Origin of the sequence: Burkholderia sp. MSh2 (assembly GCF_000731655.1) — a bacterium.
Taxonomy (GTDB): Bacteria; Pseudomonadota; Gammaproteobacteria; order Burkholderiales; family Burkholderiaceae; genus Burkholderia; species Burkholderia paludis.
The window spans coordinates 36,113-62,392 of record NZ_JPGM01000006.1 but is presented as its reverse complement, the minus strand read 5'-3'; the positions used below and the strand labels follow the sequence as shown (position 1 = coordinate 62,392).

Sequence of the window (26,280 nt, the reverse complement as noted above, 5' to 3'; positions counted from 1 at the left end):
GAAACCGGTTTTATTGGGCGACACACAAATGTCTTGTTGTTAATAATCGTCTGATGAATTTTCCGGGATTTATGGATGAATCGCGGAATGCACTTGCGGTGAAATCGGGGAGGGAACCGTGACGGTTTTTCGGAGCGCGTTGTCCGAATGACGGTAATGGCGGATAAACGGAAATTCGCGGCGGAGCGGGGCCGCCGGAAAAACGGCCCGCGGCGGGCGCCGCGGGCCATGCAAGGGTCAGAACGTCGTGCGTAACCCGGCCATCGCGCTGCGGCCGCCTTCCGGCGCGAAGCCGCGCACCACCGACGTCGCGTAGCGGATGTCCTGGTTCGTCAGGTTGTCGCCGCGCAGGTACGCGAGCCAGTGCGTCGCGCCGACGCGGAACTTGTAGGTCAGCATCACGCCGAGGGACGTGTAGCCGTCCGTCGAAAAATCGTTGTCGGGCACGCGATGCTGCGACCACGCGTGCGTGACCTGCGCACGCGCGCCGAACGGGCCGTAGCCGTAGTCGGCCGCGAGCGTCGCGCGCAGCGGCGCGATGCGCGGCAGCGGCTGGCCGGTGTCGACGTTGCGCGCGTGCGTGTAGTCGGCCGTCAGTTCCAGGTCGACCGTGTGGCCGCGTGTCGCGAACGCGCGCCACTTGCCGTCCAGCTCGATGCCGTAGAACTCGGCGCGCACGCCGCGATAGATCGCCTCGTTGAGCGCGCCGTCGGCGCCGGGCGCGACGGGCTCGCCGTCGTCGTCGACGACGCGGCCCGTGTTGTACTCGGTCAGGTAGTTCGAGAAGCGGTTGTAGAACACGCCGACGCTGCCGCGGTTCGGGCCGCTCGCATACCGCAGCGACAGGTCGGTCGAGACGGCCTTCTCCTTCGCCGCGTTCGGGTTGCCGATCAGGAACTGGCCGGTCGCATCGTGCGGACCGTTCGAATACAGCTCGTAGAAGGTCGGCGCGCGTTCGGTGTACGCGACGTTGGCCGCCACCGACCACACCGGCGTCAGCGAGAACAGGGCGCCCGCCGAGAGGCTGCCCGCGTTGAACTCGCGCGGCTGCGCGCCCGCGAACTTCTCGACGCCGGCCGGATCGGGATCGACCTTCACATGCTCGAAGCGTCCGCCGAAGCTCAGCTTGAGCGCCGGCACGACCTGCCACTCCTCGAGGCCGAACAGCGCGACGCTGTTCGTGCGCGTGGACGGCACGAGCATTTCGTCGCCGAGCGCGGAGAACGTGTTCCGGCCGAACTGCACGCCGATCGCGCCTTCGAGCGGCCCGATCCGGCGATGCCGCGCCTCGATGCGCGCCTCGTAGCCGCGATTGCGGAAGGTGGTCGCGGTCTCGCCGTTGTCGACTTCCTTGTGCCGGTAGTCGGTGGTCGCGAAGTCGAATTTCAATGACGTGAACGGCCCGCTCAGGTTGCGCACCTCGGACGCGAACGCGAGGCGTTCCTGGCGCATGCGCAGCCGCACGTCGCTTTCCGCGACGGATCCGTAGTTCGATTCGTAGCCGCTGTACGAGAGCCCGGCGAAGCCGTCCGCCCACGTGTACGACGCGCCGACCGCGCCGCCGTGCACGCGGCCGTCGCTGTTCGGCACGCTGCCGTACGGTTGCGGCGCGTCGGGGCCGTCGCTCGCGCGTTGCGCGCTGCTGCGCGCGTAGCCGGGAATCCGCAGGGCGCTCGTTTCGCGGTCGAACGCGTCGACGTGGAACGCGAAGCGGCCGTTGCCGCCTTCGACCTGCGCGGCGCCCGCGCGCGCCGAGTTCGCGCCGCCGTAGCGCGCGTCGAGCGCGCCCGTCACGCCTTCGATCGCTTCGCGCGGAATCCGGTTGTCGATCGTGTTGACGACGCCGCCCACCGCGTTGCCGCCGTACAGCAGCGCGGCCGGGCCGCGCACGATCTCGACGCGCTCGATCGACAGCGGATCCTGCGGCACCGCATGGTCGTACGACAGCGACGACGCGTCGTAGGCCGCGACGCCGTTCTGCAGCAGCCGGATCCGGTCGCCGTCCATGCCGCGGATGATCGGGCGGCCGACCATCGGCCCGTAGGTGGTGGTCGACACGCCGGGCAGCCCGTTGAGCGTCTCGCCGAGCGAATCGGCCTGGCGACGCGTCAGCGCATCGCCGGAAAGCTGGGCGGTCGGCGCGATCAGGTCGGTATCGCCGAGCGGGTTCGCAGTCACGAAGATCGGCGCGAGCGGGGCGGACGACGGCGTGCCGGACGTGGCGGGCGCATCGGTCTGCGCGTGCGCGACGGCGGCGAGCAGCATCAGCGAAAGGGGGGACAGCGGGCGAAGCGGTAAACGAGGGAGGTCGCGCATGGTCGGTGAATCGGTTGGAATGAGTTCGGATGACGAGCGATGCGGGCAACCGCTTGATACGATATATTGTTGCGTTATCGGCGCGCAGTGACCCGTTGGAACATGGCTCGACGTGGCTTGCCTCCCCACGGCGCAACGGCGCCGGGCGGGCAAGCCGTTGAAATGATATGTTATATCATTTCAAATTCCAAGCTGAATGACGGGAGTCTGTCGGGTTTCCGTCGGATGAGTGAAATGATGGCGGGCCCGATCCGGCGATCAGGCGACCGGGCAGCACGCCGCGGTGCGACGCCGTGAAGCACGGGCCGCCGCCGCGCATTGTCCCGCGCGTTGATGCGCATCAACGTCGCCCGATTCCGGAGCCGGATACTGGATCGCTCATCGACCAGGCAGGAGCGACGCATGACCCAGACCATGAAAGCGGCCGTAGTGCACGCCTTCGGCGAACCGCTGCGCATCGAGGAGGTGCCCGTGCCGACGCCGGGGCCCGGCCAGATTCTCGTCAACATCAAGGCATCCGGCGTCTGCCATACCGACCTGCATGCGGCCGACGGCGACTGGCCGGTCAAGCCGTCGCTGCCGTTCATTCCGGGCCACGAGGGTGTCGGCATCGTCGCGGCGGTCGGCGCGGGCGTCACGCACGTACGCGAGGGCGACCGCGTGGGCGTGCCGTGGCTCTATACGGCCTGCGGCCATTGCGAGTACTGCCACACCGGCTGGGAGACGCTGTGCCACGGCCAGCAGAACACCGGTTATTCGGTGAACGGCAGCTACGCCGAATACGTGCTGGCCGATCCCGACTACGTCGGCCATCTGCCGGCGCAGGTCGCGTTCGACGAGATCGCGCCGATCCTGTGCGCGGGCGTGACCGTCTACAAGGGCATTCGCGTCACCGACACGCGTCCGGGCCAGTGGCTCGCGATCTCGGGCATCGGCGGGCTCGGGCACGTCGCCGTGCAATATGCGCGCGCGATGGGCCTGCACGTCGCGGCGATCGACATTTCGCCCGACAAGCTCGCGCTGGCGCGGCAACTCGGCGCGCAACTGACGATCGATGCGTCGATCGACGATCCGGCCAGCGTGATCCAGAAGGAGATCGGCGGCGCGCACGGCGTGCTCGTCACGGCCGTCTCACGCGGCGCGTTCGCGCAGGCGCTCGGGATGGTGCGGCGCGGCGGCACGGTCGCGCTCAACGGCCTGCCGCCCGGCGATTTCCCGTTGCCGATCTTCTCGACCGTGCTGAACGGCATTACGGTGCGCGGCTCGATCGTCGGGACGCGGCGCGACCTGCAGGAGTCGCTCGATTTCGCCGCCGACGGGCTGGTGCGCGCCCATATCCATCGCGACCGGCTGGGAAACATCAACGACATCTTCGCGAAGTTGCGCGAAGGCAAGGTCGACGGGCGCATCGTGCTGACCGACATGCAATGACGCGACGCGGGGCCGTCGAGGAACCGGCGGCCCCGTGGCGGCGCCGTTCAGCGTTCCGCCGGAAACCGGTCCTGCAACGCGTGCAGCCAGCGCGCGACGGTATCGAGTTCCTCGTCCGAGAAGCCGTCGCACAGCTTGCCGTTCAGCTCGCGCAGCAGCACGCGCGCCCGCTTGAGCGCCGCATGGCCTTCGTCGGTCAGGTACAGGCGGGTCGCCCGGCCGTCGTCCGAATCGGCGTGACGCGTGATCAGGCCGCCTTTCGCCATCCGGTCGGCGAGCCCCGTCATCGCGGACGGCGCAAGCTGCAGCGCGGCGCCGATCTCGCCGATCAGCGCGCCGTCCTGCTTCGCGAGACAGAACAGCGCGCCGGCCTGTGCGGCGCTTGCGCGCGTCTCCGTTTCCGCCTTGCGGTCGATCCAGCGCTGCACGCGCCGCTGGCCGATGTTCAACATGAAAAACAGTCGTCGGTCTTCGCTCAAGCTGGGTTCCCGGCTGCAATGGAGAGGGAGGGGCGGCTCGCACCGCGAGGCGGTTCGATCGCCCGCGCGAGCCAGTCGGCCACGTCGGGCCACAGCACCGTGCCGGGGCGGCTGCGGAAGAAGCCCATGTGCCCGACCGGGCCGCTGCCCGCCGCGTGCGGATCGATCTGGCGCCGTTCGACCGCCGCGCGGGTCAGATAGCTTACCAGCAGCCCGATCGCGCCCGGGTTCGCCCACGGATCGTCGTCGAAGCCGAGCGCGAGGATCGGCAACTGCTGCTTCGCGTAGCGCTCGGCCGCGCCGAGCGTCGGATCGTCGAAGAAATAGTGCGGCAGCGTCGTCCAGCGGCTCCATTCGCGGAACACGCCGGCGGGCAGATCCTCGCCGAGCCCGAGCTGCTTGCCGGGCACGTAGCCGAGCAGCGCGGACATCAGCGGGCCGACCACGCGCAGGATCAGCCGCACCTTCAGGCGCTCGGCCGCCTGCGTGATCAGTCGCGTGCTGCCCGCATGCGCGGCGACCAGCACGGCCGCGCGCAGGTGCGTCGTGCTCGCGGACAGCCCGATCGCATGCCCGCCGACGCTGTGCCCGACCGCCAGCAGCGGCAGCCCTTCGTACGTCTGCCGCGCCCACGCGGTCGCGCCGCCCACGTCGAGTTCCATCCAGTCGCGCATCCGGGCCCGCAGCGCGGCCAGGCGTGCGGGGCGGGACGTGCCGATGCCGCGGTAGTTGTAGGTCAGCGCCGCGAAGCCGCGCCCGGTCAGGAAGCGGGCGAACCCCGCATAGAGCCGCTCCGGCACGGCCGTCGCCGGATGGATCAGCACCAGCGCGCGCGGCTCGGTGTCCGGCGACCACAGCGTACCGTGCAGCGTGTAGCCGTCGGCGGCGGAAAACTCGATCGGTTGGGCAGTCATGGGGGCCTCGCTCCGGGATGATATTTCGTATGCGAAATATAGTACGCAATTTATTTCGCGTGCGAAATATATGTCGAAGAGTCGTTCGAACCCGGTTTCGCGAAGGGTGGCCGGCGGCGACCGCCGACGCCGTCGATTCATAAAATATTTGCATCTTTGCATAGCAGAATATTGCGTTTGTCTCATGAAGCGGATCGACGTATCGTCACCGGTTCCATCCGTTCCGCCGGCCGTCGAGCACGGCGGACAACGGGCCGCCGCCGTTGCGCGGCGGCCCGCCAACCCTCCGGGAGATCACGTTGCTGAGCCGAATCGTCACGGCGCTCATGCTGGCGCTTGCCGCCCAGCCGGGCATCGCGAAAGACACCGTCACGCTGCGCGTCGGTGAACAGAACTACTTCAACATCCAGGCGTCGATGGAGGCGTCCGGCGTGCTGAAGGACCTGCCTTACACGATCGAGTGGAAACATTTCCAGGCTGCCGCGCCGGTGGCCGAAAGCCTGAACGGCAACGCGATCGACGTCGGCTTCCTCGGCGATTCCGCGCTGCTGACGCTCGCCGCGCGCGGTGCGCCGGTCAAGGTCGTCGCGGTGTCGCGGCAGAGCCTCGACGGCGTCGCGATCCTGGTGCCGAAGGACTCGCCAGTGCGCACCGTGGCCGACCTGCAGGGCAAGACCGTGGCCGTGTGGCGCGGCGCGTGGAGCCAGCAGCTCGTGCTGCGCGCGCTCGAACACGCCGGCCTGCGCGCGGATTCGGTCAAGTATGCGTACCTGATGCCGATCGATGCGACCAACGCGCTCGCGAACGGCTCGGTCGACGCGGTGTCGCTGTGGGAGCCGTTCGTCAGCACGCTCGCATTGCGGCAGGGCGCGCGGCCCGTCGCCACCGCGCAAGGGCTGATGCCGGCGCTGAGCTTCGTCGCCGCGAACGAGCAGGCCGCATCGGACAAGCGCGCCGAGATCACCGATTTCCTGCGGCGCGTCGTCGCGGCGCGCCAGTGGGTCGACAGCCATCCGCGCGAGTACGCGGACCTGTGGGCGAAGCGCGCGAAGCTCGAACCCGACGTCGCGTACCGCTGGCTCAACCACGCGAAGCAGCGCGTGGGGCCGGTCGACGCGACGGCCGCGAAGGACGCGCAGAACACGGCCGACTTCCTGTACAAGGCCGGCGTGATTCCGGCCGCGTACGACACGTCGAAACTGCTCGACCGCTCGTATGCGGGCGCGTTCGCGGCGCCCGCGCAAAAGACGGCCGCCGCGCAGTGACCGCACGGCCGTCAGCCCGATTCCCGATCCCGTACTTCAAGGACATCCCGACATGCCCGTCGACATCATCGGCATGATCACCGCGACGCCCGGCGCGGAGGTCGACGTACCGGGCGGCGCGGCCGTCCAGCCCGAATACGTGCGCCGCTTCGCGCAGGCGCACGAGGCCGCCGGATTCGACCAGATCCTGGTCGGCCATTTCAGCAACGCGGCGGACGGCTTCATCGTCGCGTCGTTCGCGGCCGCCGCGACCGAACGCATCCGCATCCTGCTCGCGCACCGGCCGGGCGTGATCGTGCCGTCGGCGGCCGCGCGGCAGATCGCGACGCTCGACGTGTTCAGCGGCGGCCGGCTCGCGCTGAACGTCGTGTCCGGCGGCGACGATACGGACCTGCAGCGCGACGGCGATTTCGTGCCGCACGATGCGCGCTACCGCCGCACCGGCGAATACCTCGACGTGCTGAAGCGGATCTGGCTGGCCGATGCGCCGGTCGACCACGACGGCCCGTTCTACCGGCTGCGCGGCGCGTCGCCGCTCGTGAGGGGCGCGCAGCGGCCGCACGTGCCGATCTATTTCGGCGGATCGTCGCCGGCCGCGCTGGCGGTCGCGGGCGAGCACGCCGACGTTTACATGACGTGGGGCGAACCGCTCGCGTCGGTGCGCGAACAGATCGCACGCGTGCGGGCCGCCGCCGCGCCGTTCGGGCGCGCGCCGCGCATCAGCGTGTCGTTCCGGCCGATCGTCGCGGATACCGAGGCGGCCGCATGGGCGAAGGCCGAGGCGATCCGCGAACGCGTGCGCGCGGCACGCGTCGCGAACGGCCAGCCGGTCGCCGGCCACGCGCCGCAGAATGCGGGCTCGCAGCGGCTGATGGCCGCCGCGGCACAGGGCGACGTGCTCGACGAGCGGCTGTGGATGGGCGTCGCGAACCTGACCGGCGCGCGCTGGAATTCGACCGCGCTGGTCGGCACGCCCGAACAGGTCGCGCGTGCGCTCGGCGCGTATTACCGGCTCGGCGTGTCGACGTTCCTGATTCGCGGGTTCGATCCGCTCGACGACGCGCTCGCCTACGGGCGCGACCTGATTCCGGCGATTCACGCGCACGTCGCGGAACTCGACCGGCTTCACGCGGCGGCGTAGCGCGGGCCGGCCCGGCCTGCCCGCGGCGCACCGGTCAGTTATGTCAGTAACGCGGGCGGCCTCGATCGCGTACGATCCGGCGGACGATGCTGGCGTGCGCCGGCAATCGTGCGCGGGCGTGCGGCCGTGCGGTCGTTCCGGGTGGGCGGGCCGCTTCGTTACGGTCGCCGCGCGCGATGCACGGACCGGATCGCGACGCCAGCGCTTCATCTGATCCGCGAACGGCCGGCCGCTGCCGGTCGCCGCTTCCCGTCGATCGCGGGCGGGCCTCGAGGAGTGCAACGTGAAGGAATTCCGTGTCGCCAACGGCGACGTCGACATTGCCGTCAGGGATACACAAGGCGCCGGTGCGCCTTTGCTGTTCCTGCACGGGCTCGGGCGCTCGTTGCTGGACTGGTCGAAGATCCTCCCGCTGCTCGCGGACGACTACCGGCTGATCGCGATGGACCTGAGAAGCCATGGCCGCTCCGGCGCGGGCGCGTGGACATGGCCGGCCGTGCTGGACGACGTTCATGCGGTGCTGACCCGCTGTGCGGCGGAGCACGCGACGATCGTCGGCCACTCGCTGGGCGGCATCGTGGCCGCGCGTTACGCGCACGAGCATCCGGAAACGGCGGGCGTCGTCAATCTCGACGGTTTCGGCAAAGGGCGGCCGGAGTATTACATCGGGATCGACAGGGACGTCGTGCTCGAGCGACTGCAGCAGCTTCGGGCGTTCGAGGTGGCCCTGGCCGGCAGAACGCTGTCCGACGCGGAGGCGAACGCGATGGTGCAGCAGGCCCTCGGCGCCGCCGCGCGCATGGGCGTGGCGCCCGAGCTGCTGGAGGAAAGCCTGCGGCGCGGCATGCAGGACCTGGGCGGCGGCCGGGTGGGCTTCAGGCCCGGCGAGGCCGCGCAGCGGGAGATCCAGGCAAGCCTGGACGAGACCGACGTGCTCGGCCTCTATCGATCGCTGTCGTGCCCGCTGCTGATCGTGCGCGGAACCCGGCCGAATCCCGTGGATCGCGGGATCGAGTGGCTGCCGCCGTTGCTGGCGGCCTATGCGGAGGGGCTTCGTCGGCAACTGGACGCGATGGCCGGGCAGGCCGGTACGCGCGTCGAGTACGTCGACGCGACGCATGCGATGATCGTCGAGATTCCGCGCGATCTCGCCGCGCTGATCCGGCAGTTCTCGCACGACTGCGCCCGGCGCTGACACGGGCTGTCGCCGGCACTCCGGCCTTCCGGGCGCCCGTCGCGGCGCCCCCCGGCCCCTGCGTTCAAAACGACGGCAATCCCGGCGGATTGGTTTCCGCACGCGCGATCGCCTCGCTCTGCAAACCCCAGCGCGCGAGCGCCTGCCCGTAGCGGCCGCTGCCGATCAGCGCATTCGTCGCCTGCGTCAGCGCGGGCGCGAGCCCGCTGCCGCGCCGCGTCGCGATCGCGACGTCGGCATTGGCCGGCCAGCCCGCGTTGACGACGCCGACGCGGCGAATCTTGCCGGTGCGCGCGGCCTCGTACGCGAGCGTCGCGTTCGGGTTCAGCTCCGCATCGGCGCGCCCCGACAGCAGCGCGACGCGCGAGGCCGCATCGTCGTCGAAATAGAGCAGTTCGGCCGGCTTCAGCCCCTGCGCGACGTTGCGCCGGTTCCATTCGAGCAGGATGCGCTCCTGGCTGGTTCCGGCGCCCGTGATGATGCGCAGGCCGGCGATGTCCTTCGGCTCGGCGATCTTCGCGATCGGGCTGCCGGTGCGCACGTAGAAGCCGTGCAGCCCGAGCCGGTAGGTCGTGAAATCGTATTTTTCCTTGCGCTTCTCGGTCACGCCGACGTTCGAGATCACCGCGTCGTACTTGCCCGACGTCAGCCCGAGCGGCCAGTCGGCCCACGCGATCGGCAACAGCACGAGCGTGCGGCCGAGCGCGTCGGCGATGAGTTGCGCATAGTCGGGATCGGCGCCGACCACGGTGCGCGCGTCGGTTGCGTAGGTCGACACGGGCGGCGCGTGCGGTGAAATCGCGACCGTGAACGCGCCGTCGCGCACCCATCGGTAGCCGGCTGCCGCGCGGATCGCCGCGTCGTCGCGTTCGGCGCGCACACGGCCGGCCTGGCGCGGATCGAGGTCGGCGGTGGCGGCGGCCGCATGCGCCGCACGCCATGGCAGGCCCGTTGCCGCGACCAGCGCGGCGGTCATGAAGCGTCGTCGGTCGGTCATCGTGCGATACCTCGCAGGTCGGGCGCGGCACGCATCACAGCACCCGCGACAGGAACGCGCGCGTGCGCGGATGCGTCGGCGCGTCGAGCACGACGGCCGGCGGCCCGGCCTCGACGATGCGCCCGCGCTCCATGAACAGCACGTTGTCCGCGACTTCGCGCGCGAAGCCGATCTCGTGCGTGACGATCACGAGCGTCGTGCCCGAGCGCGCAAGCTCCTTGATCACGTCGAGCACCTCGTTGACGAGTTCCGGATCGAGCGCCGACGTGGGCTCGTCGAACAGCAGCACCTTGGGGCGCAGCGCGAGCGCCCGCGCGATCGCGACGCGCTGCTGCTGGCCGCCGGACAGCTGGCGCGGATACGCGTCGGCCTTGTCGGCGAGACCGACACGCGCCAGCAGCGTGCGGGCGATGCGTTCGGCGGCGTCGCGCGTGACGCCGCCGACGACGACCGGCGCCTCGATGAGGTTCTCGAGCACCGTCAGGTGCGGGAACAGGTTGAAATTCTGGAACACCATCCCGACGGCCGTGCGGCGCTTCAGGACCTCGCGCTCCTTCAGCTCGTGGAGCACGTCGCCGTCGCGGCGATAGCCGATCAGTTCGCCGTCGATGTCGATGAAGCCGTCGTCGACGCGTTCGAGATGGTTGATCGTGCGCAGCAGCGTCGACTTGCCCGAGCCCGACGGCCCGACGATCACGGTCACGCTGCCGCGCGGCGCGACGAACGACACGTTGTCGAGCACGCGCTGCATGCCGAACTGCTTCGAGACGTGATGCACGCCCACCTCGCCGCCGCTGCGCGGCGCGGCGGCAACCGAGTCGGCGTCGCTGGCGGCCTGCGCGGCGGGCGCCGCGCGGCGTGACGCGACACGCCGCCACAGCGCGCCGATGCGCGCGAGCGCGAAGGTGAGCACGGACGGCGGCGGATTGCGCAGAGCGCCGCGGGCATAGTGGCGCTCGACCTGCACCTGGATCGCCGACAGCACGGTCAGGATGATCAGGTACCAGACGGTGGCCACCATCAGCAGCGGAATCACTTCGAGATTGCGGCGATAGATCACCTGCACCGTGTAGAACAGCTCGGGCATCGCGAGCACGTACACCATCGACGTGCCTTTCGCGAGCATGATCAGGTCGTTGAACGCGGTGGGCAGGATCGCGCGCATCGCCTGCGGCAGCACGATCCGCGCGGTCTGGCGGCCGCGCGGCAGCCCGAGCGCGGCAGCGGCTTCGAGCTGGCCCTGGTCGACCGCGAGAATGCCGCCGCGGATCACCTCCGCGGAAAACGCCGCGTGATGCAGCGAGAGGCCCAGAACGGCCGCGAAGAACGGGCTGATCAGGTCGGTGGTCGGCGTGTCGAACCACACGATGTCGGTGAACGGCACGCCGAGCCGCACATGCTCGTACAGGTAGCCGAGGTTGTTCAGGATCAGCAGCAGCACGATCAGCGGAATCGAGCGGAACAGCCACACGAAGATCCACGCGCTCGCGGACAGCAGCCGCGAACGCGACAGCCGGGCCAGCGCGACGAACGCGCCGAGCACGAGGCCGAACGCCGCGCCCAGCAGCGTCAGCACCAGCGTGCGCGCCAGCCCCGACAGCACCGGCGGCGACAGGAACCATTCCGCAAAGACTGGCCAGCCCCACTGCGGGTTGCCGAGGATCGAGTGCAGCACGATCGCGATCAGCGCGACGGCGAGCACGGTGCCGGCCGTGCGCGACCGGTGGCGCGCGGGGACGATCCGGAAACGCGTGGCGGCGTCATGCGCGCCGGGGGGAGAGAGCGGCGGCAGCGCGCCGCCGAGGTGGGTCGTGTCGCTCATGTCGGTGGAAGTCCTCGAGTCGGTCGGGCGGCGGGCGCGTCGCGCGCGGGCGGTCGGGCGGCGCGGCGGCGTCAGGCGTGCGCTTCGGCCGCCGTTTCGTGCGGCGCGCCGGGCGTCGCGTGGCGGCTGGCCTTGCGCGGCAGCCCGAGGTGGTCGCGCAGGGTCGCGCCGGGGAGGTCGCGGCTGTAGCGCCCGCGCGCCTCGAGCACCGGAATCACGAGCTCGACGAAATCGTCGACGCCCTGCGCCTGGACCGCGAAGCCGAGGATGAAGCCGTCGCCGGCGCCCGCGTCGTGCCAGCGGATCAGCTCGTCGGCGACATGCTCGGCCGTGCCGATGAAGTTCGGGCGCGGCGTGGCCACGGCGAGGGCCGTTTCGCGCAGCGACAGGCCTTGCTGCTTCGCGTCGGCCTTGATCCGGTCGGTGGTCGAGCGGAAGCTGTTGCGGCCGATTTCGCCGAGTTCCGGGAACGGCGCGTCGAGCGCGTACTGCGTGAAATCGTGGTGATCGAAATAGCGGCCGAGATACGCGAGCGCCTCGTCGATCGTCAACAGGTCGCGGATCGCCTGGTATTTGTCCTCGGCCTCGGCGGCCGTGCGACCGACGATCGGGCCGATGCCGGGGAAGATCTTCACGTCGCCGGCCTGCCGCCCGTGCTCGATCGCGCTCTGCTTCACGCGCCGCGTGAACTCGGCCGTCTCGTCGAGCGACGGCGAATGGGTGAACACCGCATCCGCGTACTTGCCCGCGAGCCCGATGCCGGTGTCGGACGAGCCGGCCTGGAAGATCACCGGCTGCCCCTGCGGCGAGCGCTGGATGTTCAGCGGGCCCGCCACCTGGAAGAAGCGGCCGTGGTGATCGAGCGTGTGGAGCTTGTCGCGATCGAAGAAGCGGCCGGTTGCGCGGTCGCGCACGAAGGCATCGTCGTCCCAGCTGTCCCACAGGCCCTGCACGACGTCGAGGTATTCGTCGGCGATCTCGTAGCGCAGTGCGTGATCGGGATGCGTCTTGCCGAAATTCTTCGCGGTGCCTTCGAGCGGCGTCGTCACGACGTTCCAGCCCGCGCGCCCGCCGCTGATCGCGTCGAGCGACGCGAGCTGGCGCGCGACCGTGAACGGTTCGCTGTACGACGTGGAGATCGTGCCGGCGAGACCGATCTTCTTCGTCGCGACCGCGAGCGCCGACAGCACGGTCAGCGGCTCGAAGCGGTTCAGGAAGTGCGGGATCGACTTCTCGTTGATGTAGAGGCCGTCCGCGACGAACGCGAACGCGATGCCGGCGGCTTCCGCCTTGCGCGCGACGCCGATCGCGAAATCGAGGTTGATGCTCGCGTCCGGCGGGTTGCTCGGGTGCCGCCAGGCATTCATGTGGCTGCCTGCGCCTTGCAGCATCAGGCCGAAGGGGATCGATCGTCGGGTGGTCATGGGCGTGTCACGCGTTCTGGTCAGGGCTGAGGGAATTGTCGGCCGCGAGGGCCGCCTGCAACGGCGTGGCCGACAGCGCGCCGCCGAGCCATTCGGCCGACGCGAGCCGCGCCGCGTAATCGGTCACCGGCGAGTCGATCACGAACGCGTCGACGTCGAGCCGCCGGCTCAACGCGTCGAGCGCGCGGTGCACGCGCTCGGGCGTATCGGCCAGCACCGTGGGCCGCAACTCGTCGATCCGGTAGTCGGACGCACCGCTTTGCCGCGCGAATTCGGCGGCCGCCTGCGCGCTGGCGAGGTTGAAGCTCGGGCCGCCCGCGAGCTGCAGCTTGAAGATCTTCATCGGACCGATCAGCCGTTCGGCTTCGTCGCGCGTCGGCGCGGCGACCGCGTACAGCGCGACGAGCGGCCGGGTGCCGCCTGCGTTGCGGTAGGCCTCGAGCGAGCGTTCGAGATTCGCGTCGTCGCCGTTGAAGTGCCCCGCGTAGCAGAACCGCCAGCCGTGGCGCGCGGCGAGCGCGCCGCTGTCCGGCGAGGCGCCGAGCAGGATGCGCTCGGGCGCTTGCGGCGGCACGGGCAGCGCCACCGCGCCGGCAAGCGGATGATCCTCGGCGACGCCCCAGCCGAGAAACGCTTCGAGTTCCGCGAGCTGGCCCTCGAAGCCTGGCTTGCGCGCCTTGTCGTGGAACCACTGCAGCGCGCGCGTGGTCAGCGGCAGCCCGCCGGGCGCCTTGCCGACGCCGAGATCGACGCGGCCCGGCGCGAGCGCGGCCAGCAGCTTGAACGACTCGGCGACCTTGAACGGGCTGTAGTGCTGCAGCATCACGCCGCCGGAGCCGACCCGGATGCGTGACGTATGCGCGAGCAGGTGGGCGACGACGATTTCCGGCGCGGAGCTTGCGAAGCCCGGCGCGCCGTGATGCTCGGCGACCCAGAAGCGCGCGTAGCCGAGCTGCTCCGCGCGCTGCGCGAGCGTCGTCGTGAAGCGCAGCGCGTCGGCGGCGCTTGCGCCGTCGGCGATCGGGCTCTTGTCCAGCAACGAAAGCGAATAAGACATGGTGGGCGGCGTCCTGCGAATGGCGTGGATGGGCGGGGCGGCGCTCAGCTTTTCGGCAGCCCCGGCGGATTCGTGCGCGACTGGTCGATCGCTTCCGACGCGAGGTTCCAGCGGTCGAGCACCTGCTGGTAGCGGCCGTTCCTGATCAGCCCGTTCAGCGCGACGGTCAGCGGTTCGGCAAGCCCGCTGCCGCGACGCGTCGCGATCGCGATGTCGGCCGTGCGCGGCCAGCCGCCGCTGATCGCGCCGACGAGCCGCGTCTTGCCTTGCTGCGCGCTCTGGTACGCGAGCACCGAGTTCACGCTGAACACGACGTCGGCGCGGCCCGACTGCACGGCGACGATGCGCATCGCCTGATCGTCGTAATACTGGATCTGCACGGGTTTCAGCCCGTGCGCGACGTTCTCGCGATCCCACGCGAGCAGGATCTTTTCCTGGTTGGTGCCGGCGTCGGTCACGACGCGCAGCCCCGCGACGTCCTTCGGCTCGCGGATCGCCTGGATCTTGCTGTCGTTGCGCACGTAGAAGCCCACCAGGTCGCGCCGGTACGACGAGAAGTCGAACTTCTGCTTGCGCTCCTCGGTGACGGTCACGTTCGAGATCACCGCGTCGACCTTCCCCGATTCGAGCGCGAGCGGCCAGTCGGCCCACGCGAGCGGGACGATCTTCAGCTTGCGGCCGAGGCTGTCGGACACGAGCTGGCCGACGTCGGCGTCGAAGCCGATCACCGTGCGCGCGTCGGTCGCATACGAGCTGATCGGCGGCAGGCTCGGCGCGATGCCGATCGTCAGCGTGTCAGGCTCGGCGAACCTGAACGACGCGGGCACCGCGCGTTCGACGGCCGCATCGGCGATGCCGCGCGGACGGCCGCGCTGCTCGGGGCTCAGGTCGAACGTGGCGGCGGCCGCGGCGAACGCGGTCAGGCCGATCAGCGTGGCGGCCAGCGTGCGTGCGGCGCGGGAAGAGAGCGATACGGCTCGTTGCATGGGAACGTCCTGTCGTGGAGAGCGGAATCCGGGAAAGTCAGCGCGGTCGCGCGGTCAGCGCGGCGACACGGGTTCGGGCAACGGCGCCCACAGATCGGCGAGCGTGGACGTGCGCGCGGGATCGGCCAGGTCCTTGCCGAACGGCAAATGAAAATACGCTTCGGGCTCGATCGCCGAATCGAACAGCCGCGTGTAGCCGGTGCGGTCGTACAGCGACCATGCTTCGGGCTGGCGGAAGCCGGTGGTCAGGTAGATGCGGCGATAGCCCTGTTGCGCGGCGCGCAGTTCGAGCGCGTCGACGATCAGCCGCGCGAGGCCCTGGCGGCGCAGGTCCGTACGGGTCCAGATGCGTTTCAGCTCGGCGGTCTGCGCGTCGTAGCGCTTGAATGCGCCGCCGCCGACGGTTTCGCCGTCGCGCAGCAGCAGCACGAACGCGCCGTCGGGCGGGGCGAACAGTTCGGCCGGATAGCGGGCGAGTTCGTCGCGCGCGGACGCGCGGCTGTCGGGGCGGTATGCGTGGTAGCGGGTCGAATACTCGTCGATCAGCGCGTCGATCAGCGGCTGCGCGCGGAGATCGAGCGGCGTCGTGTCGATGAGGCGGTCGTTCGTGGCCATGGGCATCGCGAAGGGCGCGCGATGCGGACGTTCGTTGCCGGTTGCGGGCACGCGGCCCGTCCGGTCTGTTCCGTTATCGCGGCGCGGTTGTCGTGGTGGCGGAGGCGGGTGCGCATCCTGCGGTGCAGGTGGCGGGCCGCCGCCGTTTCGAACACGTTAGCGGCGCGGCCGGCAAAGGCGAACGAAGCAATTTCGATAAGGATTTCGCGGCGGGCGTCAGAAGGCTTGCAGCGGGAGTGGGGTGGAGCGGAAAGGGCCTGCGTCGAGGGTCGCACGCCAAGCGTACTCAAGGCGCGAATTGTCGATGTCATGGACGGACTCTCGTCGGGCCGGGCGGAAATTGCCGGTGATATCGCGGATGACCGTCGATCACGGATATCGTCGCAGGCTTCCGATATCGTGGATCACCGCTCCAAGGGTGGCCGGCACGACAAACAGAAACACCGGTGTTCCGCTGGCAAGCTTCAATAGAATTCCGGCGGCCGACATGATGACGGCAAGGCCGACGGCTCCCATCGATGCTGAAGTCGTATACCTGCTGATGTCGATAAAACGTCCGCGTGTTGACTGGATGAATTTTCGGGCGAGGAAACACGCTGCAAGACACATTGCCGATCCGCCCAGATAGTCGCTGAGGAACGCAGGTTCGCAGATCGCGAAGATTGTCGATGTCAGCGCAACCAGAGCCGTTCCGGCGACGAGGCAGGCGATCAGGAATTGTTCTCGGGGAGCGTTTTCTTTCATGGCCGTATCGGTTCGATGACTCCGGGATTGGTCGCGTGTATGGCGCTGCAAGGCGGCATGCCGATTGGAAATCGTGACCTTGTCGGGTAACGAGAGTCGGGCGATTTTTCAAGACGCTTGAATCGGGAGCGCAAAATTGACCCATCCTGTCAGTGCGGGGATGGGCCGGGTGTTTTCTCGATCACCGAATGGGATCGAGCCGCTCTCTTGATTGGGGCGATGGGTCAGAAATGACTTTGAAGCCAGTCCGACAGTCCCCACATGCCTTCAAATCGAGGGCGAAAAGATGGTCCGAAAAAAGCGGCCCAATCTTCATCCTGGATCTTGCTCGGCACGTATGCCCCCGACGCGCCCCCAACCATCGATCCGTAGACCGAGCCAATGCCGGCGCCAACGATGGCTCCACCGACTGTGCCGATACCAGGAACGACGGAACCTACGACCGCACCGATTCCAGCGCCGACTTCGGGGCCCACGGCAGCCCCGGCAATACTTCCTGCGACGGTACCGACAAGTCCCGCTCCAGCAACCGCTGAAATTACACTTGCGTTCAGCTCTCTCATTGACAAGCACTCCTATGGAATATGCGTCGATGATGTTGGTTTCAGGCGCCCGACCGGATGCTATTGGAAATGAGAGTCGCTCGCAATGAGCGTGCCGCCTGCGGTGCGGATTCGATGTCCGATACGACGCCCGCCGTGCAGCCGGCGGATCGCCATAGGCGGAATGCGATCGGGTCGTTTTGTTCTTTTGAATCAGCGAACCAGGTCGGTACGCCGCTGTTCGTCGAATCCCGTCGATCGTTTCGCTGAAATACCCGTTGCGGGACTCAAGACGCCGGACGAGGCGGCCTGTAACGTCGGCGGGCCGATGCGCCGCGCGAAGCGATCGACAGCTTCGCTGTGTCGGATGGTGTTCGTGAATCCGGGACGGATTCGACGTAGGCCGGGAAGAAGTCACCCTCTACATCCGGCGCGACCGCGGATCGATCCCGAATCCTGAAAAGTATCAGGAATGTCGCCAGTCGCGCCGATCAGTCGTGCCGTACCACGCCGCGCATTTCAACGTCGCGACGCATCGAACGGCACGCTCCGGCTCACGGCCCGACGACGCTCGGCGCCGCCGACAACTCCGCCAGCTGGAACAGGCAATCGCCGCGCCTGACCTGCGCGGGCACGCGCTTGCACACCACTTCGCCGTCGCCCTTGAACCGGTGCAGCATCGGCTCGCGCAGCGGCGTATCGGGGAAGTGCACCCACGCGGCCGGCTGGCCGGCCTTGACCTGCTCGCCAAGCTCGACGAGCGGCTCGTACAGCCCGCGCTCGTACGCATAGACGAAGTGACGGTCGCCGTCGACGCGCATGAAGCGCGTGACGGTCGGCGGCGCGTCCGGCACGAGCGCGCCGCTCAGCAGGCCGATATGGCCGAGGTAGTTCAGCAGCCCGTGGCGGCCGAGCCGGATCAGCGACGGATCGGCCATGCCCGCGCCGCCGAGTTCGGTGACGATCGAGATCGCGCCTTGCCGGCGCGCGGCCGACGCCGAATGCACCGGGTTCGGCGCATGCAGCAACGCATTCGGCAAACCGAATGCGACCAGCAGCCCGTTGAGCTTCGCGGCTTCGTCGGCGTCGAGCGGATCGATCGCGAGCATATTGCCGCCCTGGTACAGCAGCGAACTGCCGCCCGAATGCAGGTCGACCAGATACTGCGCGCGCGACAGCAGCACATGCTCGATGTAGTGGGCGATCATCTGCGTCGGCGTGCCCGCCGGATCGCCGGGAAAGCTGCGGTTCAGGTTGCCTTCGTCGAGCGGCGACACGCGCAGGCCCGCGTCCGCCGCCGGGAAATTCGCCATCGGCAACAGGATCAACTGCCCGCTGACCATCTCGGGCTCGATCTCGCGCATCAGCTGCGACACGATGATCTGGCCTTCGTATTCGTCGCCGTGGTTGCCGGCCATCACGAGCGCGACCGGCCCGTCGCCGTTGCGGATCGACGCGATCGGGATCGGCAGCCAGCCGTAGGCCGAGCGGTGCACGGAATGCGGCAGCCGCAGGTATCCCGCGTGCTTGCCTTGCGCGTCGAGATCGATCTCGCAGTGGATGGGGTTTCGGTGTGAGGAGGAGACGGTCATGGCGGCATCGTTCGCTGAACGGAAGCCGCCATCTTATCGGGAAACACCCGCCGCGCGCCGGGCCGGGTGTGCACGGCGTCGAGCGGCGTCAACCGGGATGTGCACGGATGCGCCGCGGTTGCGGAAGGCACGCGGCGCCTCGCACGATGTTTCAGCCATGAACGCGGGCCGGTGCGCCGGCCGGCCGCGTTCGCGCGATGTTTCGCGCCGGCGTCCTGCCGCGACAGGGCCGGCGCCTGTTCGCCGGCTTAGCGGCCCGATGTTTCAGCTTCGAGACGTCCTTCTTCCCACAGCGCCCAGAAGCGGCTGCCGGCGCGATACGGATTCGCACGCCGCGCGCCGTGATCGGCGACGCCCTGGCGAAACGCGCCGTACAGCGTCAGCGGCGGATTGTCGACGCACGCGGCCTCGCGGGCGGGCGGCAGGCGGCGCTCGGAAACGAGCCGGCGGATCAGCGATGCGCCGTCGATGACTTCCATCTCATCGATCGTTTCGGCACGGCTGAGGACTTCGACGGTGTTCATGTTGGGCTCCCTGAGGTGTTCTTTCCCCATCAAGGAGCAATAAGGATGCCAGTCGAGGATTTCCGGAAATTGCGTTGATCCCGCGCTTATCTTCGTCCAATTTCGTCAACCTGGCGTGGCGATGTTACGGAACATGTCACGTGACACGCGCGCGGTCGCGCCGGACGTTTCAGAATTGAATCATCGTGAGCGGCGGCGGCCGGCGGCCGGCGGCCAACGCCGGTCGACGGGGCGCTTGCGCGGCGGGTTCAGCGCGCGGCGACGGGCGCGACGGGGTGGCTGCCGCTCGAATAGAAGCGGTAGATGCCCTTGCCGGCCGACTTCGCGTCGTACAGCGCGCTATCGGCCTGCCGGATCAGTTCGTCGGGGGAGCCGTGACCGTCGTCGAGCGCGATGCCGATGCTGATGCCGAGGCTGACGCGCTCGCCGACCGACAGCGTGTACGGCGCCGAGATCTGCCGGATGATGCGCGCCGCGAGAATCGAGCACGCCTGCATCGTCGTGTCGTCGATCGCGACGACGAATTCGTCGCCGCCGATGCGCGCGGCCAGCTCGCCGTTCGGCAGCGTCTTGCCGAGCCGCTCGGCGACCTGCGTGAGCACGTCGTCGCCGGCCTGGTGGCCGAAGCGGTCGTTGATCGTCTTGAAGCCGTCGAGGTCGAGATACATGACGGCGAGCGAGGGGCCGGGCATGCGCGGCCGGCGGGCGAGCATCCGCTTGAGCCCGGCGTGCAGCTCGTGGCGGTTCGGCAAGCCGGTCAGCGCATCGTGCCGCGCGAGATGGCGGATGTGCTGCTCGGTCCGGCGGCGCGCGGTGACGTCCTCGACGATGATCACCGCGTTGCCGTCCGGCACGCGGTGGCGGGTCAGTTCGAGCTGGCGGCCGTCCGGAAGCGCGATCTCGAGCGGCACGGGCTCGTCGCAGGCCAGCCAGATCCCGCACTGCGCGGCGAGGGCGATAGCGCCCGGATCGGTCGCGGCGGTCGGGCCGAGCGCCGCGACGACCTCCGGCAGCGGCGTATCGAGCATGATCTCGCGCGGCGAGCCGAACAGTTGCGCGGTGCGCCGGTTCGCGACGATCACGCGGTGCTCGCCGTCGATCACGCACAGGCCGTGCGGCATGTAGGTGAGCGCCGCGTCGAAGCGCGCGACGAGTTCGGCATTGCGCTGGCGCGCGGCGATCAGCGCGACGAGCACGCGATAGTGACGCTGGACGACCGTGCGCAGCGCCGCGAGATAGATCGCGAGCGGCGGCAGCAGCAGCCACGCGCCGGCCCGGTGGGCCAGCAGCGCGCCCGCGCCGATCGGCAGCACGCCGAGCGTGACCTGCGTCATCGCGAGCCGGGGCAGCGCCGAATTGCGCGACGCGATCCCGCCGAACACGCCGCCCGCGACCATCACCGACAGTGTGCCGAGCTCGACGTCGACGGCCTGCAGACAGCCCATCACGCCGAGGCCGAGCACGAAGCACGCGACGAGCGACACGGGCGCATAGTGCATCGCCCAGTATTCGGGGCGGTCGTCGCCGGCGTCGCGCCGGGCCGCGTAGGTGCGCGCGATCGTGAGCCGCGCGGCGAGCAGGCCGACGTCGGCGATCAGCCACGCGAGGCACCAGAGCTGCTGCAGCCGGATCAGCGCGACGGCCGCGACGAAATTGCTCGCGAGCCCGGACAGCGCCATCGGGCGGACGTCCTCGAACAGGGTGACGAGCATCGACGGGCGCAGCGCGGCCGTCACGCGGTGATTGCCGGAGGGGGGAGTGGCGAGAACGGAGTGCAGGAGAGACGCCCTGACTGCCATGGTTTTTGACCTCGACACGATGTCGCGATGGCTGGCGGCGCCCGCATGGCGCATGACGGAAGCCCGCCCAAGCCGGATGCGCACGACATTACCATGAAACAAATGCGGCGCGGGAGCGCCGCCGGCCGCCGTCGCGAACCGCGCCCGCGAGCGGCTTGCGCAGGCGTCGGCGCGCTCGCGGCATCGTCGGGAACGGCGCGGGTTTCGGCGACGGCGGAACCCGCCGCAGTGCGTGGCGGGTATGCGTGCAGTGCGTGTCCGGCACCGTCGAAACGGCGGCGAACCCGAGGCGCGTCGAAGAATTCCGCCCCGCGACCGGCTGTCGCAGCCCGGCTGCGCACCGTTATAAGTAATCCAATAAGTATTTCATGCGAGAAATACTATAGGCGATATATCGAGAACAATGCCAGAATGCGCGCCGCTCCGAACGTCGCGACATCCGATCGCCGTCCGAGCCGTATCAGGAGGTTCCCCCCAATGAAAAACCACGGCCTGTCACGGCGGGGGTTTCTGAAAGCCAGCGTGCTGGCGGGCGTTGCAGTGTACGTCGCGCCCCTGGGCAGCCGCGCATTCGCGGCGCTCTTCGAAGAAAAACTCCTCACTCCCGTCAAATGGGATAGCGTCACCGGCATCCCTCAATTCCGCATCGACGGCATCGCGAAGGTCACGGGCTCGAAAGTGTTCGCCCGTGACGTGCGCGCAGCCGACATGCCGCACTGGCCGCAGCAGCAGTCGCATGCGCTGATCCTGCGCGTCACGCAGGCCGACCGCGCGTACGCGGGCTTCGACCTCGCGTTGCTCGGCGACGACCTGCAGCCGGACCGCGTGGTCACGGCCGACGATCTCGCGCGCGACGGCGTCGCGTTCCCCGCGTTCTACGGCGACGACATGCTGCTGCCGGCCGGCAAGACGCCCGCGTATCTGGGCCAGGCGGTCGCGATCCTCATCTACCACGACTTCGCGCGCTTCCGCTTCGCGAAGAACGCGCTCAAGTTCCGCGACGACGTGATCCGCTACGGCGCGGTCACGGGCCCGCTCGAGCGCGATCCGTGGGGCACGTTCCGCTACGTGCGCGTGGGCGGCAAGACGGCCTACGACGACGACGTCTATTCGAGCCTGAAGGACGCGCCGATCTTCCCGAGCATGATGCGCAAGCACCTGCCGGTGTGGCCGGACGGCAAGGAGCACGGCAAGCTCGACGAGCAGGGCATGTTCCTCGCGGGGCAGATCGCCGCCGAGCTCGACCGTCCGTCGGCCGACTGGCTGGTGTTCGACCGCGAGTACAACACGCAGTCGGTCGACACGTCCGCGCTCGAACCCGACAACGCGAACTGCTGGTACGACGCCGCGACGCAGTCGCTGCACCTCGTCGTGCCGACCCAGTCGCCGCTCGAAGTGGCGGAGAACGCGGCCGCGATGGTCGCGAAATGCCGCTTCCCGGTGAAGAAGCTGTTCGTGCATCCGTGCTACACGGTCGGCTACGGCTCCAAGGATCACTTCAACGTGCCGTTCTACGGCCTCGTATGCGCGCTGTACGCGGACGGCCGTCCGGTGCGCTTCGCGAACGACCGCTACGAGCAGTTCCAGACGTCGCTGAAGCGTCACGCGTTCAAGATGCATTACCGGATCGCGGTCGACCGCAACACGGGCCTGCTGCAGTCGTTCAAGGGCGACTTCGAGGCGAACGGCGGCGGGCGCTGCAATTTCTCGCCGTCGGTCGCGATGGTCGGTGCGACGGCCGCGCAGTCGATCTACTACTTCCCGAAGAGCGACCTGGCCGCGGTCGCGATCGCGTCGCGCGCGATCGACGCCGGTTCCGCGCGCGGCTACGGCACGCTGCAGAGCATGGCGGCGACCGAGATGGCGGTCGACGAGATCGCCGCGCAACTGAACATCGACCCGATCGATTTCCGGCTGCGCAATGCGCTGCGTTCGGGGATGAAGAACACGCAGGGCGCGATTCCCGCCGGCGCGCTGCGCGTCGACGAAGTGCTGGAGCGCGCGAAACAGCATCCGCTGTGGACGCGCCGCGCCGCGCGCAAGGCCGAATTCGAGGCGGCGAACCCGGGCAGGCGCTACGGCGTCGGCTTCGCGTGCGTGCAGAAGGATTTCGGCACGGGCGCGGAAGCGTCGTTCGCGAAGGTCGAGTTCGACGAGAACGGCAAGGTGTCGCTGCGGCACACCGCGGCCGAGATCGGCACCGGGATGTCGACGTCGCAGGCCGTCGCGGTCGCGAAATGGCTCGGCCGCCCGGCGACCGACGTACAGGTCGCCGTGACCGAGTGGCCGGACCTGCCGGTCGAGACGAGCGGCGACCCTTACCTCATGTCGCAGGCCGACCAGGATCGCCTGAGCGCGAATCCGCGCTGGTCGCCGGGCTATGCGTCGCCGTCGAGCGCGACGAACTCGGCGTACTACTTCACGCACAGCACGCGCGAAGCCGCGCGCGCGGTGTTCCGCTACGGGCTGTGGCCGGCCGCGATGTCGATCTGGTCGCGCGGCCTCGGCGGCGGCCAGGCCGCGCCGTACACGATCCGTATCGAGGATGCGCGCTGGGTCGACGGCAAGCTGACCGCCGACGGCCTCGAGCCGCTGACGTTCGAACAGCTCGCGAAGCAGGCGCACGCGCTCGGCCTGCCGACCGGCGCCGTCGTGCACGTGTTCAACCGCTGGCAGTGGACCGACGCCGAGTTCGACGTGGGCGGCGCAATCGAACGCCTGCCGATCGACGGGCTGTCGCTGCGCGTCGGCGCACCGAGGACGGGCGACAACGGCCCGGTGCCCGGCACCGCCGCGCCCGCCGGCGCGACCGCGATGCGCGGCTCGCTCGCGCCGACCGCGAACGGCTATCGCGTGCTGGACCGCAAGCGCGTGTTCATTCCGCCGACGAGCCGCAACAACGCGGCCGTCACGTACTACACGGCGGTCGGCACGCTGGTCGAGCTGGCCGTGCACGAAGCGACCGGCAAGGTCGAACTGCTCACGCACCACTCGATCATGGAATGCGGCAACCAGATTTCGCCGCAACTCGTGTCGGGCCAGTTGCAGGGCGGCCTCGCGATGGGTATCGGCCACGCGCTGCACGAATACCTGCCGCTCTACGAGGACGGCCCCGGCAACGGCACGTGGAACTTCAACCGCTACCAGTTGCCGCGCGCATCCGATGTCGCCGTCTGGACCCAGACGGGCGACGTGCTGCCGCCGCTGTCCGAGACCGATCCGCCGAAGGGCGTCGCCGAAGTGGTGATGATTCCCGTCGTCGGCGCGATCGTGAACGGGATCGCGCACGCGATCGGCCATCGTTTCACCGATCTGCCGGTGACCCCGCAAAAGATTCAGGAGGTGCTCGCATGACGACCGCCCAAACCGCAGCGTCGGCGGCGAGCGCCGCCGCCGCGCCGGGCGCGGCTTCGGCCGCTCCGGCATCCGCGCCGGTCATGCCGGCGTCCGCCGTACCGGCATCGGCATCGGCATCGGCCGCCGTCGAGCGTCCGCTCGTCCGCTTCCAGCAGAAGCCGCTGTCGGTCAATATCAACGGCAAGTCCGTCGGCCCGATGCAGGTGCCCGAGGGGCTGATGATGATCGAGTTCCTGCACGAATATGCGGGCCTCACCGGCTCGCGGCTCGGCTGCGGGCAGGGCATCTGCCACGCATGCGTCGTGATCGTCGACAAGCCGGACGGCACGAGCGAGGAAATGCGCACCTGCATCACCGGCGCGCACTTCTTCCACGGCCGCTCGATCCGCACGATCGAAGGGCACGCGAAGCGCAACGACGCGGGCGAAGTGGTCGAGCTGTCGCCGATCCAGCAGAAGTTCCTCGAGCATTTCAGCTTCCAGTGCGGCTACTGCACGCCGGGCTTCGTCAACGCGGCCACCGTGCTGATCGAGCGCCTGATGCGCGAGCCGATCGCGAAGGCCGACGTCGAGCGCACGATCACCGCGGCGCTCGATGCACACATCTGCCGCTGCACGGGCTATGTCCGCTACTACGAAGCCGTCAAGGACGTGGTGCTGACGACGCCGGGACTCGTGAAGGACGCCGCATGAAACGCACATTCGCCCATCGTGTCGCGCGGGCCGCGGGCCTGCCCGCGCTCGCGGCCGCCAGCGCGCTGCTGCTCGCCGCCTGCGGCGGCCATGACGCGCCGGCCTCGAGCGCGGCGTCCGGCGCACCCGGCGCCGACCCGGTCGCGCGCGGCCGCTATCTCGTCAAGGCCGCCGACTGCGCGGCCTGCCACACCGCGAAGGACGGCGCGCCGTTCGCCGGCGGCGCGGCGCTCGAATCGCCGTTCGGCACGTTCTACGGCTCGAACATCACGCCCGACAAGGATCACGGGATCGGCAACTGGAGCGCGGACGATTTCTACGCGGCGCTGCATGACGGCAAGGCGCCGGGCAAGCGGCTGTATCCGTCGATGCCGTACACGTCGTACCGGCAGCTCACGCGCGCCGATTCCGACGCGATGTACGCCTACCTGAAGACCGTCACGCCGGTCGCGCAGGAGAACCGCGAACACGAGCTGAAGTTCCCGTACAACCTGCGCTTCGGGATGGTCTTCTGGGACATGCTGTTCCTGAAGGACAGCCTGCCCGACGCATCGGCCGGCCAGTCCGCCGACTGGCAGCGCGGCCGCTACCTGGCGGGCGCGCTCGGGCACTGCGCGGAATGCCATACGCCGCGCGCGTTCACGGGCCAGCTCGACGGCGCGAAGCCGTTCGCGGGCGCCGCGCTCGGCCGCGTGGCCGCGCCGGACATCACGCCGGCCGGTCTCGCCGCGCGCGGCTGGACGGGCACCGACCTGCAGACGTTCTTCGGCGTCGGCATCGCGCCGCAAGGCTCGGCGTTCGGCGAGATGTACCCGGTCGTGCACCTGAGCACGCAGTACCTGACGAAGGACGACCTGCGCGGGCTGTCCGTGTACCTGCTCGGCGATACGCCGCCCGCGCCGCAACCGGTGAAGCCGGTGTCGGCCGACGCCGCGCAGCTCGCGGCCGGACGCTCGGTCTATCTCGCGGTCTGCGCCGGCTGTCACGGCTTCAACGGCGAAGGCAAGCCGCACGTGGCGGTGCCGATGAACGGCAATTCGACGGTGCGCCAGGGCGACCCGCGCAACCTGCTGGTCGCGATGCTCGACGGCATCGGCGAGCAGAAGTTTGCGGGCTTCGAAAACCTGCAGCCGATGCCGGGTTTCGCGCACACGCTGAGCGACGACGAACTCGCGCAGCTCGCGAACTACCTGCGCGCGACGTGGGGCGGCCAGCCCGCGAGCGTCACGCCGGCCGACGTGAAGGCCATGCGTTAAGTCGCGCCCGGAGCGGGCAGTGCGCGCGAGGCGGCCGGTGTCCGGCGCTCGCGCGCGATGTGCCGCCCGACCTCGCGCGGCGGCTTTTCGGTCGCCGCCGCCTCATCCTCCCGGGCCGCCGGCGTACAGCCG

Annotated in this window: 21 protein-coding genes; 7 read left to right on the top strand and 14 right to left on the bottom strand. The window is 69.3% G+C overall.

All coding sequences use genetic code 11. The annotated features are described in order from the left end of the window. Positions 1–237: 237 nt before the first annotated feature. Entirely contained in the window at positions 238–2,316 is a 2,079-nt protein-coding gene (locus GQ57_RS04865; protein WP_235215019.1) for a TonB-dependent receptor, read from the bottom strand. 402 nt (positions 2,317–2,718) lie between these two features. Here GQ57_RS04865 and adhP point away from each other — a divergent pair, with 402 nt between their 5' ends. Further along, positions 2,719–3,747, top strand: coding sequence for an alcohol dehydrogenase AdhP (adhP, locus tag GQ57_RS04860; RefSeq protein WP_031397528.1), 1,029 nt, complete (start codon positions 2,719–2,721; stop codon positions 3,745–3,747). 47 nt (positions 3,748–3,794) lie between these two features. Here adhP and GQ57_RS04855 read toward each other — a convergent pair whose 3' ends face one another. Beyond that, positions 3,795–4,226, bottom strand: a complete 432-nt coding sequence (locus tag GQ57_RS04855; protein ID WP_031397527.1) for a MarR family winged helix-turn-helix transcriptional regulator — start codon at positions 4,224–4,226, stop codon at positions 3,795–3,797. Then, positions 4,223–5,140, bottom strand: coding sequence for an alpha/beta hydrolase family protein (locus GQ57_RS04850; protein ID WP_031397526.1), 918 nt, complete (start codon positions 5,138–5,140; stop codon positions 4,223–4,225). Before GQ57_RS04850 ends, GQ57_RS04855 begins: the two co-directional genes overlap by 4 nt. A gap of 299 nt (positions 5,141–5,439) precedes the next feature. Between GQ57_RS04850 and GQ57_RS04845 the strand changes: the two genes are divergently transcribed. The 3 genes from GQ57_RS04845 to GQ57_RS04835 all read left to right on the top strand — a co-directional run bounded on the left by GQ57_RS04845 (position 5,440) and on the right by GQ57_RS04835 (position 8,741). Further along, a complete protein-coding gene (locus GQ57_RS04845; protein ID WP_174923145.1) occupies positions 5,440–6,405 on the top strand; it encodes an ABC transporter substrate-binding protein in 966 nt (321 codons plus the stop codon). 52 nt (positions 6,406–6,457) lie between these two features. Next, positions 6,458–7,546 (top strand): LLM class flavin-dependent oxidoreductase, encoded by a 1,089-nt coding sequence (locus GQ57_RS04840; protein ID WP_034197255.1) that lies wholly within the window; start codon positions 6,458–6,460, stop codon positions 7,544–7,546. 283 nt (positions 7,547–7,829) lie between these two features. After that, positions 7,830–8,741, top strand: coding sequence for an alpha/beta fold hydrolase (locus GQ57_RS04835; RefSeq protein ID WP_034197254.1), 912 nt, complete (start codon positions 7,830–7,832; stop codon positions 8,739–8,741). A gap of 64 nt (positions 8,742–8,805) precedes the next feature. On the opposite strand, the gene GQ57_RS04830 is transcribed toward GQ57_RS04835, so the two are convergent. The 11 genes from GQ57_RS04830 to GQ57_RS04780 form a co-directional block, all read right to left on the bottom strand. Then, positions 8,806–9,738, bottom strand: a complete 933-nt coding sequence (locus GQ57_RS04830) for an ABC transporter substrate-binding protein (protein WP_034197253.1) — start codon at positions 9,736–9,738, stop codon at positions 8,806–8,808. A gap of 34 nt (positions 9,739–9,772) precedes the next feature. Further along, positions 9,773–11,560, bottom strand: coding sequence for an amino acid ABC transporter permease/ATP-binding protein (locus GQ57_RS38465; RefSeq protein ID WP_081896590.1), 1,788 nt, complete (start codon positions 11,558–11,560; stop codon positions 9,773–9,775). A gap of 71 nt (positions 11,561–11,631) precedes the next feature. Next, positions 11,632–12,984, bottom strand: coding sequence for an LLM class flavin-dependent oxidoreductase (locus GQ57_RS04815; protein ID WP_031397521.1), 1,353 nt, complete (start codon positions 12,982–12,984; stop codon positions 11,632–11,634). 7 nt (positions 12,985–12,991) lie between these two features. Next, positions 12,992–14,041 (bottom strand): LLM class flavin-dependent oxidoreductase, encoded by a 1,050-nt coding sequence (locus tag GQ57_RS04810; RefSeq protein WP_034197252.1) that lies wholly within the window; start codon positions 14,039–14,041, stop codon positions 12,992–12,994. A gap of 44 nt (positions 14,042–14,085) precedes the next feature. Continuing rightward, positions 14,086–15,027 (bottom strand): ABC transporter substrate-binding protein, encoded by a 942-nt coding sequence (locus GQ57_RS04805; RefSeq protein WP_031397519.1) that lies wholly within the window; start codon positions 15,025–15,027, stop codon positions 14,086–14,088. A gap of 54 nt (positions 15,028–15,081) precedes the next feature. Continuing rightward, on the bottom strand, positions 15,082–15,642 hold the full coding sequence (locus tag GQ57_RS04800) for a GNAT family N-acetyltransferase (RefSeq protein WP_031397518.1): 561 nt from the start codon (positions 15,640–15,642) through the stop codon (positions 15,082–15,084). Positions 15,643–16,011: 369 nt separating this feature from the next. Beyond that, on the bottom strand, positions 16,012–16,386 hold the full coding sequence (locus GQ57_RS04795) for a hypothetical protein (protein WP_034197251.1): 375 nt from the start codon (positions 16,384–16,386) through the stop codon (positions 16,012–16,014). Between the two features lie 224 nt (positions 16,387–16,610). Beyond that, positions 16,611–16,949 (bottom strand): hypothetical protein, encoded by a 339-nt coding sequence (locus tag GQ57_RS41335; protein ID WP_152603192.1) that lies wholly within the window; start codon positions 16,947–16,949, stop codon positions 16,611–16,613. Between the two features lie 533 nt (positions 16,950–17,482). Continuing rightward, positions 17,483–18,520 (bottom strand): succinylglutamate desuccinylase/aspartoacylase family protein, encoded by a 1,038-nt coding sequence (locus GQ57_RS04790; protein ID WP_031397516.1) that lies wholly within the window; start codon positions 18,518–18,520, stop codon positions 17,483–17,485. Positions 18,521–18,768: 248 nt separating this feature from the next. Further along, complete coding sequence (locus tag GQ57_RS04785) at positions 18,769–19,044, bottom strand: hypothetical protein (RefSeq protein WP_031397515.1); 276 nt, start codon at positions 19,042–19,044, stop codon at positions 18,769–18,771. Positions 19,045–19,292: 248 nt separating this feature from the next. Continuing rightward, complete coding sequence (locus GQ57_RS04780; RefSeq protein ID WP_034197250.1) at positions 19,293–20,843, bottom strand: sensor domain-containing diguanylate cyclase; 1,551 nt, start codon at positions 20,841–20,843, stop codon at positions 19,293–19,295. A 477-nt stretch (positions 20,844–21,320) separates the two neighbouring features. On the opposite strand from GQ57_RS04780, the gene GQ57_RS04775 reads away from it, so the two are divergent. Genes GQ57_RS04775 through GQ57_RS04765 form a run of 3 tightly spaced genes read left to right on the top strand, consistent with a single transcriptional unit; the run spans position 21,321 to position 26,148 of the window. Further along, positions 21,321–24,197, top strand: a complete 2,877-nt coding sequence (locus GQ57_RS04775) for a xanthine dehydrogenase family protein molybdopterin-binding subunit (RefSeq protein ID WP_034197249.1) — start codon at positions 21,321–21,323, stop codon at positions 24,195–24,197. After that, positions 24,194–24,892, top strand: coding sequence for a (2Fe-2S)-binding protein (locus tag GQ57_RS04770; RefSeq protein ID WP_034197248.1), 699 nt, complete (start codon positions 24,194–24,196; stop codon positions 24,890–24,892). Before GQ57_RS04775 ends, GQ57_RS04770 begins: the two co-directional genes overlap by 4 nt. Then, positions 24,889–26,148 (top strand): cytochrome c, encoded by a 1,260-nt coding sequence (locus tag GQ57_RS04765; protein WP_031397511.1) that lies wholly within the window; start codon positions 24,889–24,891, stop codon positions 26,146–26,148. The genes GQ57_RS04770 and GQ57_RS04765 overlap by 4 nt, the downstream gene beginning before the upstream one ends. The last annotated feature ends 132 nt before the right edge of the window (positions 26,149–26,280 follow it).

Bases quoted from the DNA above. Each gene is read 5' to 3' on its own strand.
- GQ57_RS04795 (WP_034197251.1), bottom strand. From the start codon at position 16,386: ATGAAAGAAAACGCTCCCCGAGAACAATTCCTGATCGCCTGCCTCGTC.
- GQ57_RS04805 (WP_031397519.1), bottom strand. From the start codon at position 15,027: ATGCAACGAGCCGTATCGCTCTCTTCCCGCGCCGCACGCACGCTGGCC.
- GQ57_RS04830 (WP_034197253.1), bottom strand. From the start codon at position 9,738: ATGACCGACCGACGACGCTTCATGACCGCCGCGCTGGTCGCGGCAACG.
- adhP (WP_031397528.1), top strand. From the start codon at position 2,719: ATGACCCAGACCATGAAAGCGGCCGTAGTGCACGCCTTCGGCGAACCG.
- GQ57_RS04815 (WP_031397521.1), bottom strand. From the start codon at position 12,984: ATGACCACCCGACGATCGATCCCCTTCGGCCTGATGCTGCAAGGCGCA.
- GQ57_RS41335 (WP_152603192.1), bottom strand. From the start codon at position 16,949: ATGAGAGAGCTGAACGCAAGTGTAATTTCAGCGGTTGCTGGAGCGGGA.
- GQ57_RS04850 (WP_031397526.1), bottom strand. From the start codon at position 5,140: ATGACTGCCCAACCGATCGAGTTTTCCGCCGCCGACGGCTACACGCTG.
- GQ57_RS04775 (WP_034197249.1), top strand. From the start codon at position 21,321: ATGAAAAACCACGGCCTGTCACGGCGGGGGTTTCTGAAAGCCAGCGTG.
- GQ57_RS04800 (WP_031397518.1), bottom strand. From the start codon at position 15,642: ATGGCCACGAACGACCGCCTCATCGACACGACGCCGCTCGATCTCCGC.
- GQ57_RS04770 (WP_034197248.1), top strand. From the start codon at position 24,194: ATGACGACCGCCCAAACCGCAGCGTCGGCGGCGAGCGCCGCCGCCGCG.
- GQ57_RS04780 (WP_034197250.1), bottom strand. From the start codon at position 20,843: ATGGCAGTCAGGGCGTCTCTCCTGCACTCCGTTCTCGCCACTCCCCCC.
- GQ57_RS04790 (WP_031397516.1), bottom strand. From the start codon at position 18,520: ATGACCGTCTCCTCCTCACACCGAAACCCCATCCACTGCGAGATCGAT.
- GQ57_RS04765 (WP_031397511.1), top strand. From the start codon at position 24,889: ATGAAACGCACATTCGCCCATCGTGTCGCGCGGGCCGCGGGCCTGCCC.
- GQ57_RS04785 (WP_031397515.1), bottom strand. From the start codon at position 19,044: ATGAACACCGTCGAAGTCCTCAGCCGTGCCGAAACGATCGATGAGATG.
- GQ57_RS38465 (WP_081896590.1), bottom strand. From the start codon at position 11,560: ATGAGCGACACGACCCACCTCGGCGGCGCGCTGCCGCCGCTCTCTCCC.
- GQ57_RS04865 (WP_235215019.1), bottom strand. From the start codon at position 2,316: ATGCGCGACCTCCCTCGTTTACCGCTTCGCCCGCTGTCCCCCCTTTCG.
- GQ57_RS04810 (WP_034197252.1), bottom strand. From the start codon at position 14,041: ATGTCTTATTCGCTTTCGTTGCTGGACAAGAGCCCGATCGCCGACGGC.
- GQ57_RS04840 (WP_034197255.1), top strand. From the start codon at position 6,458: ATGCCCGTCGACATCATCGGCATGATCACCGCGACGCCCGGCGCGGAG.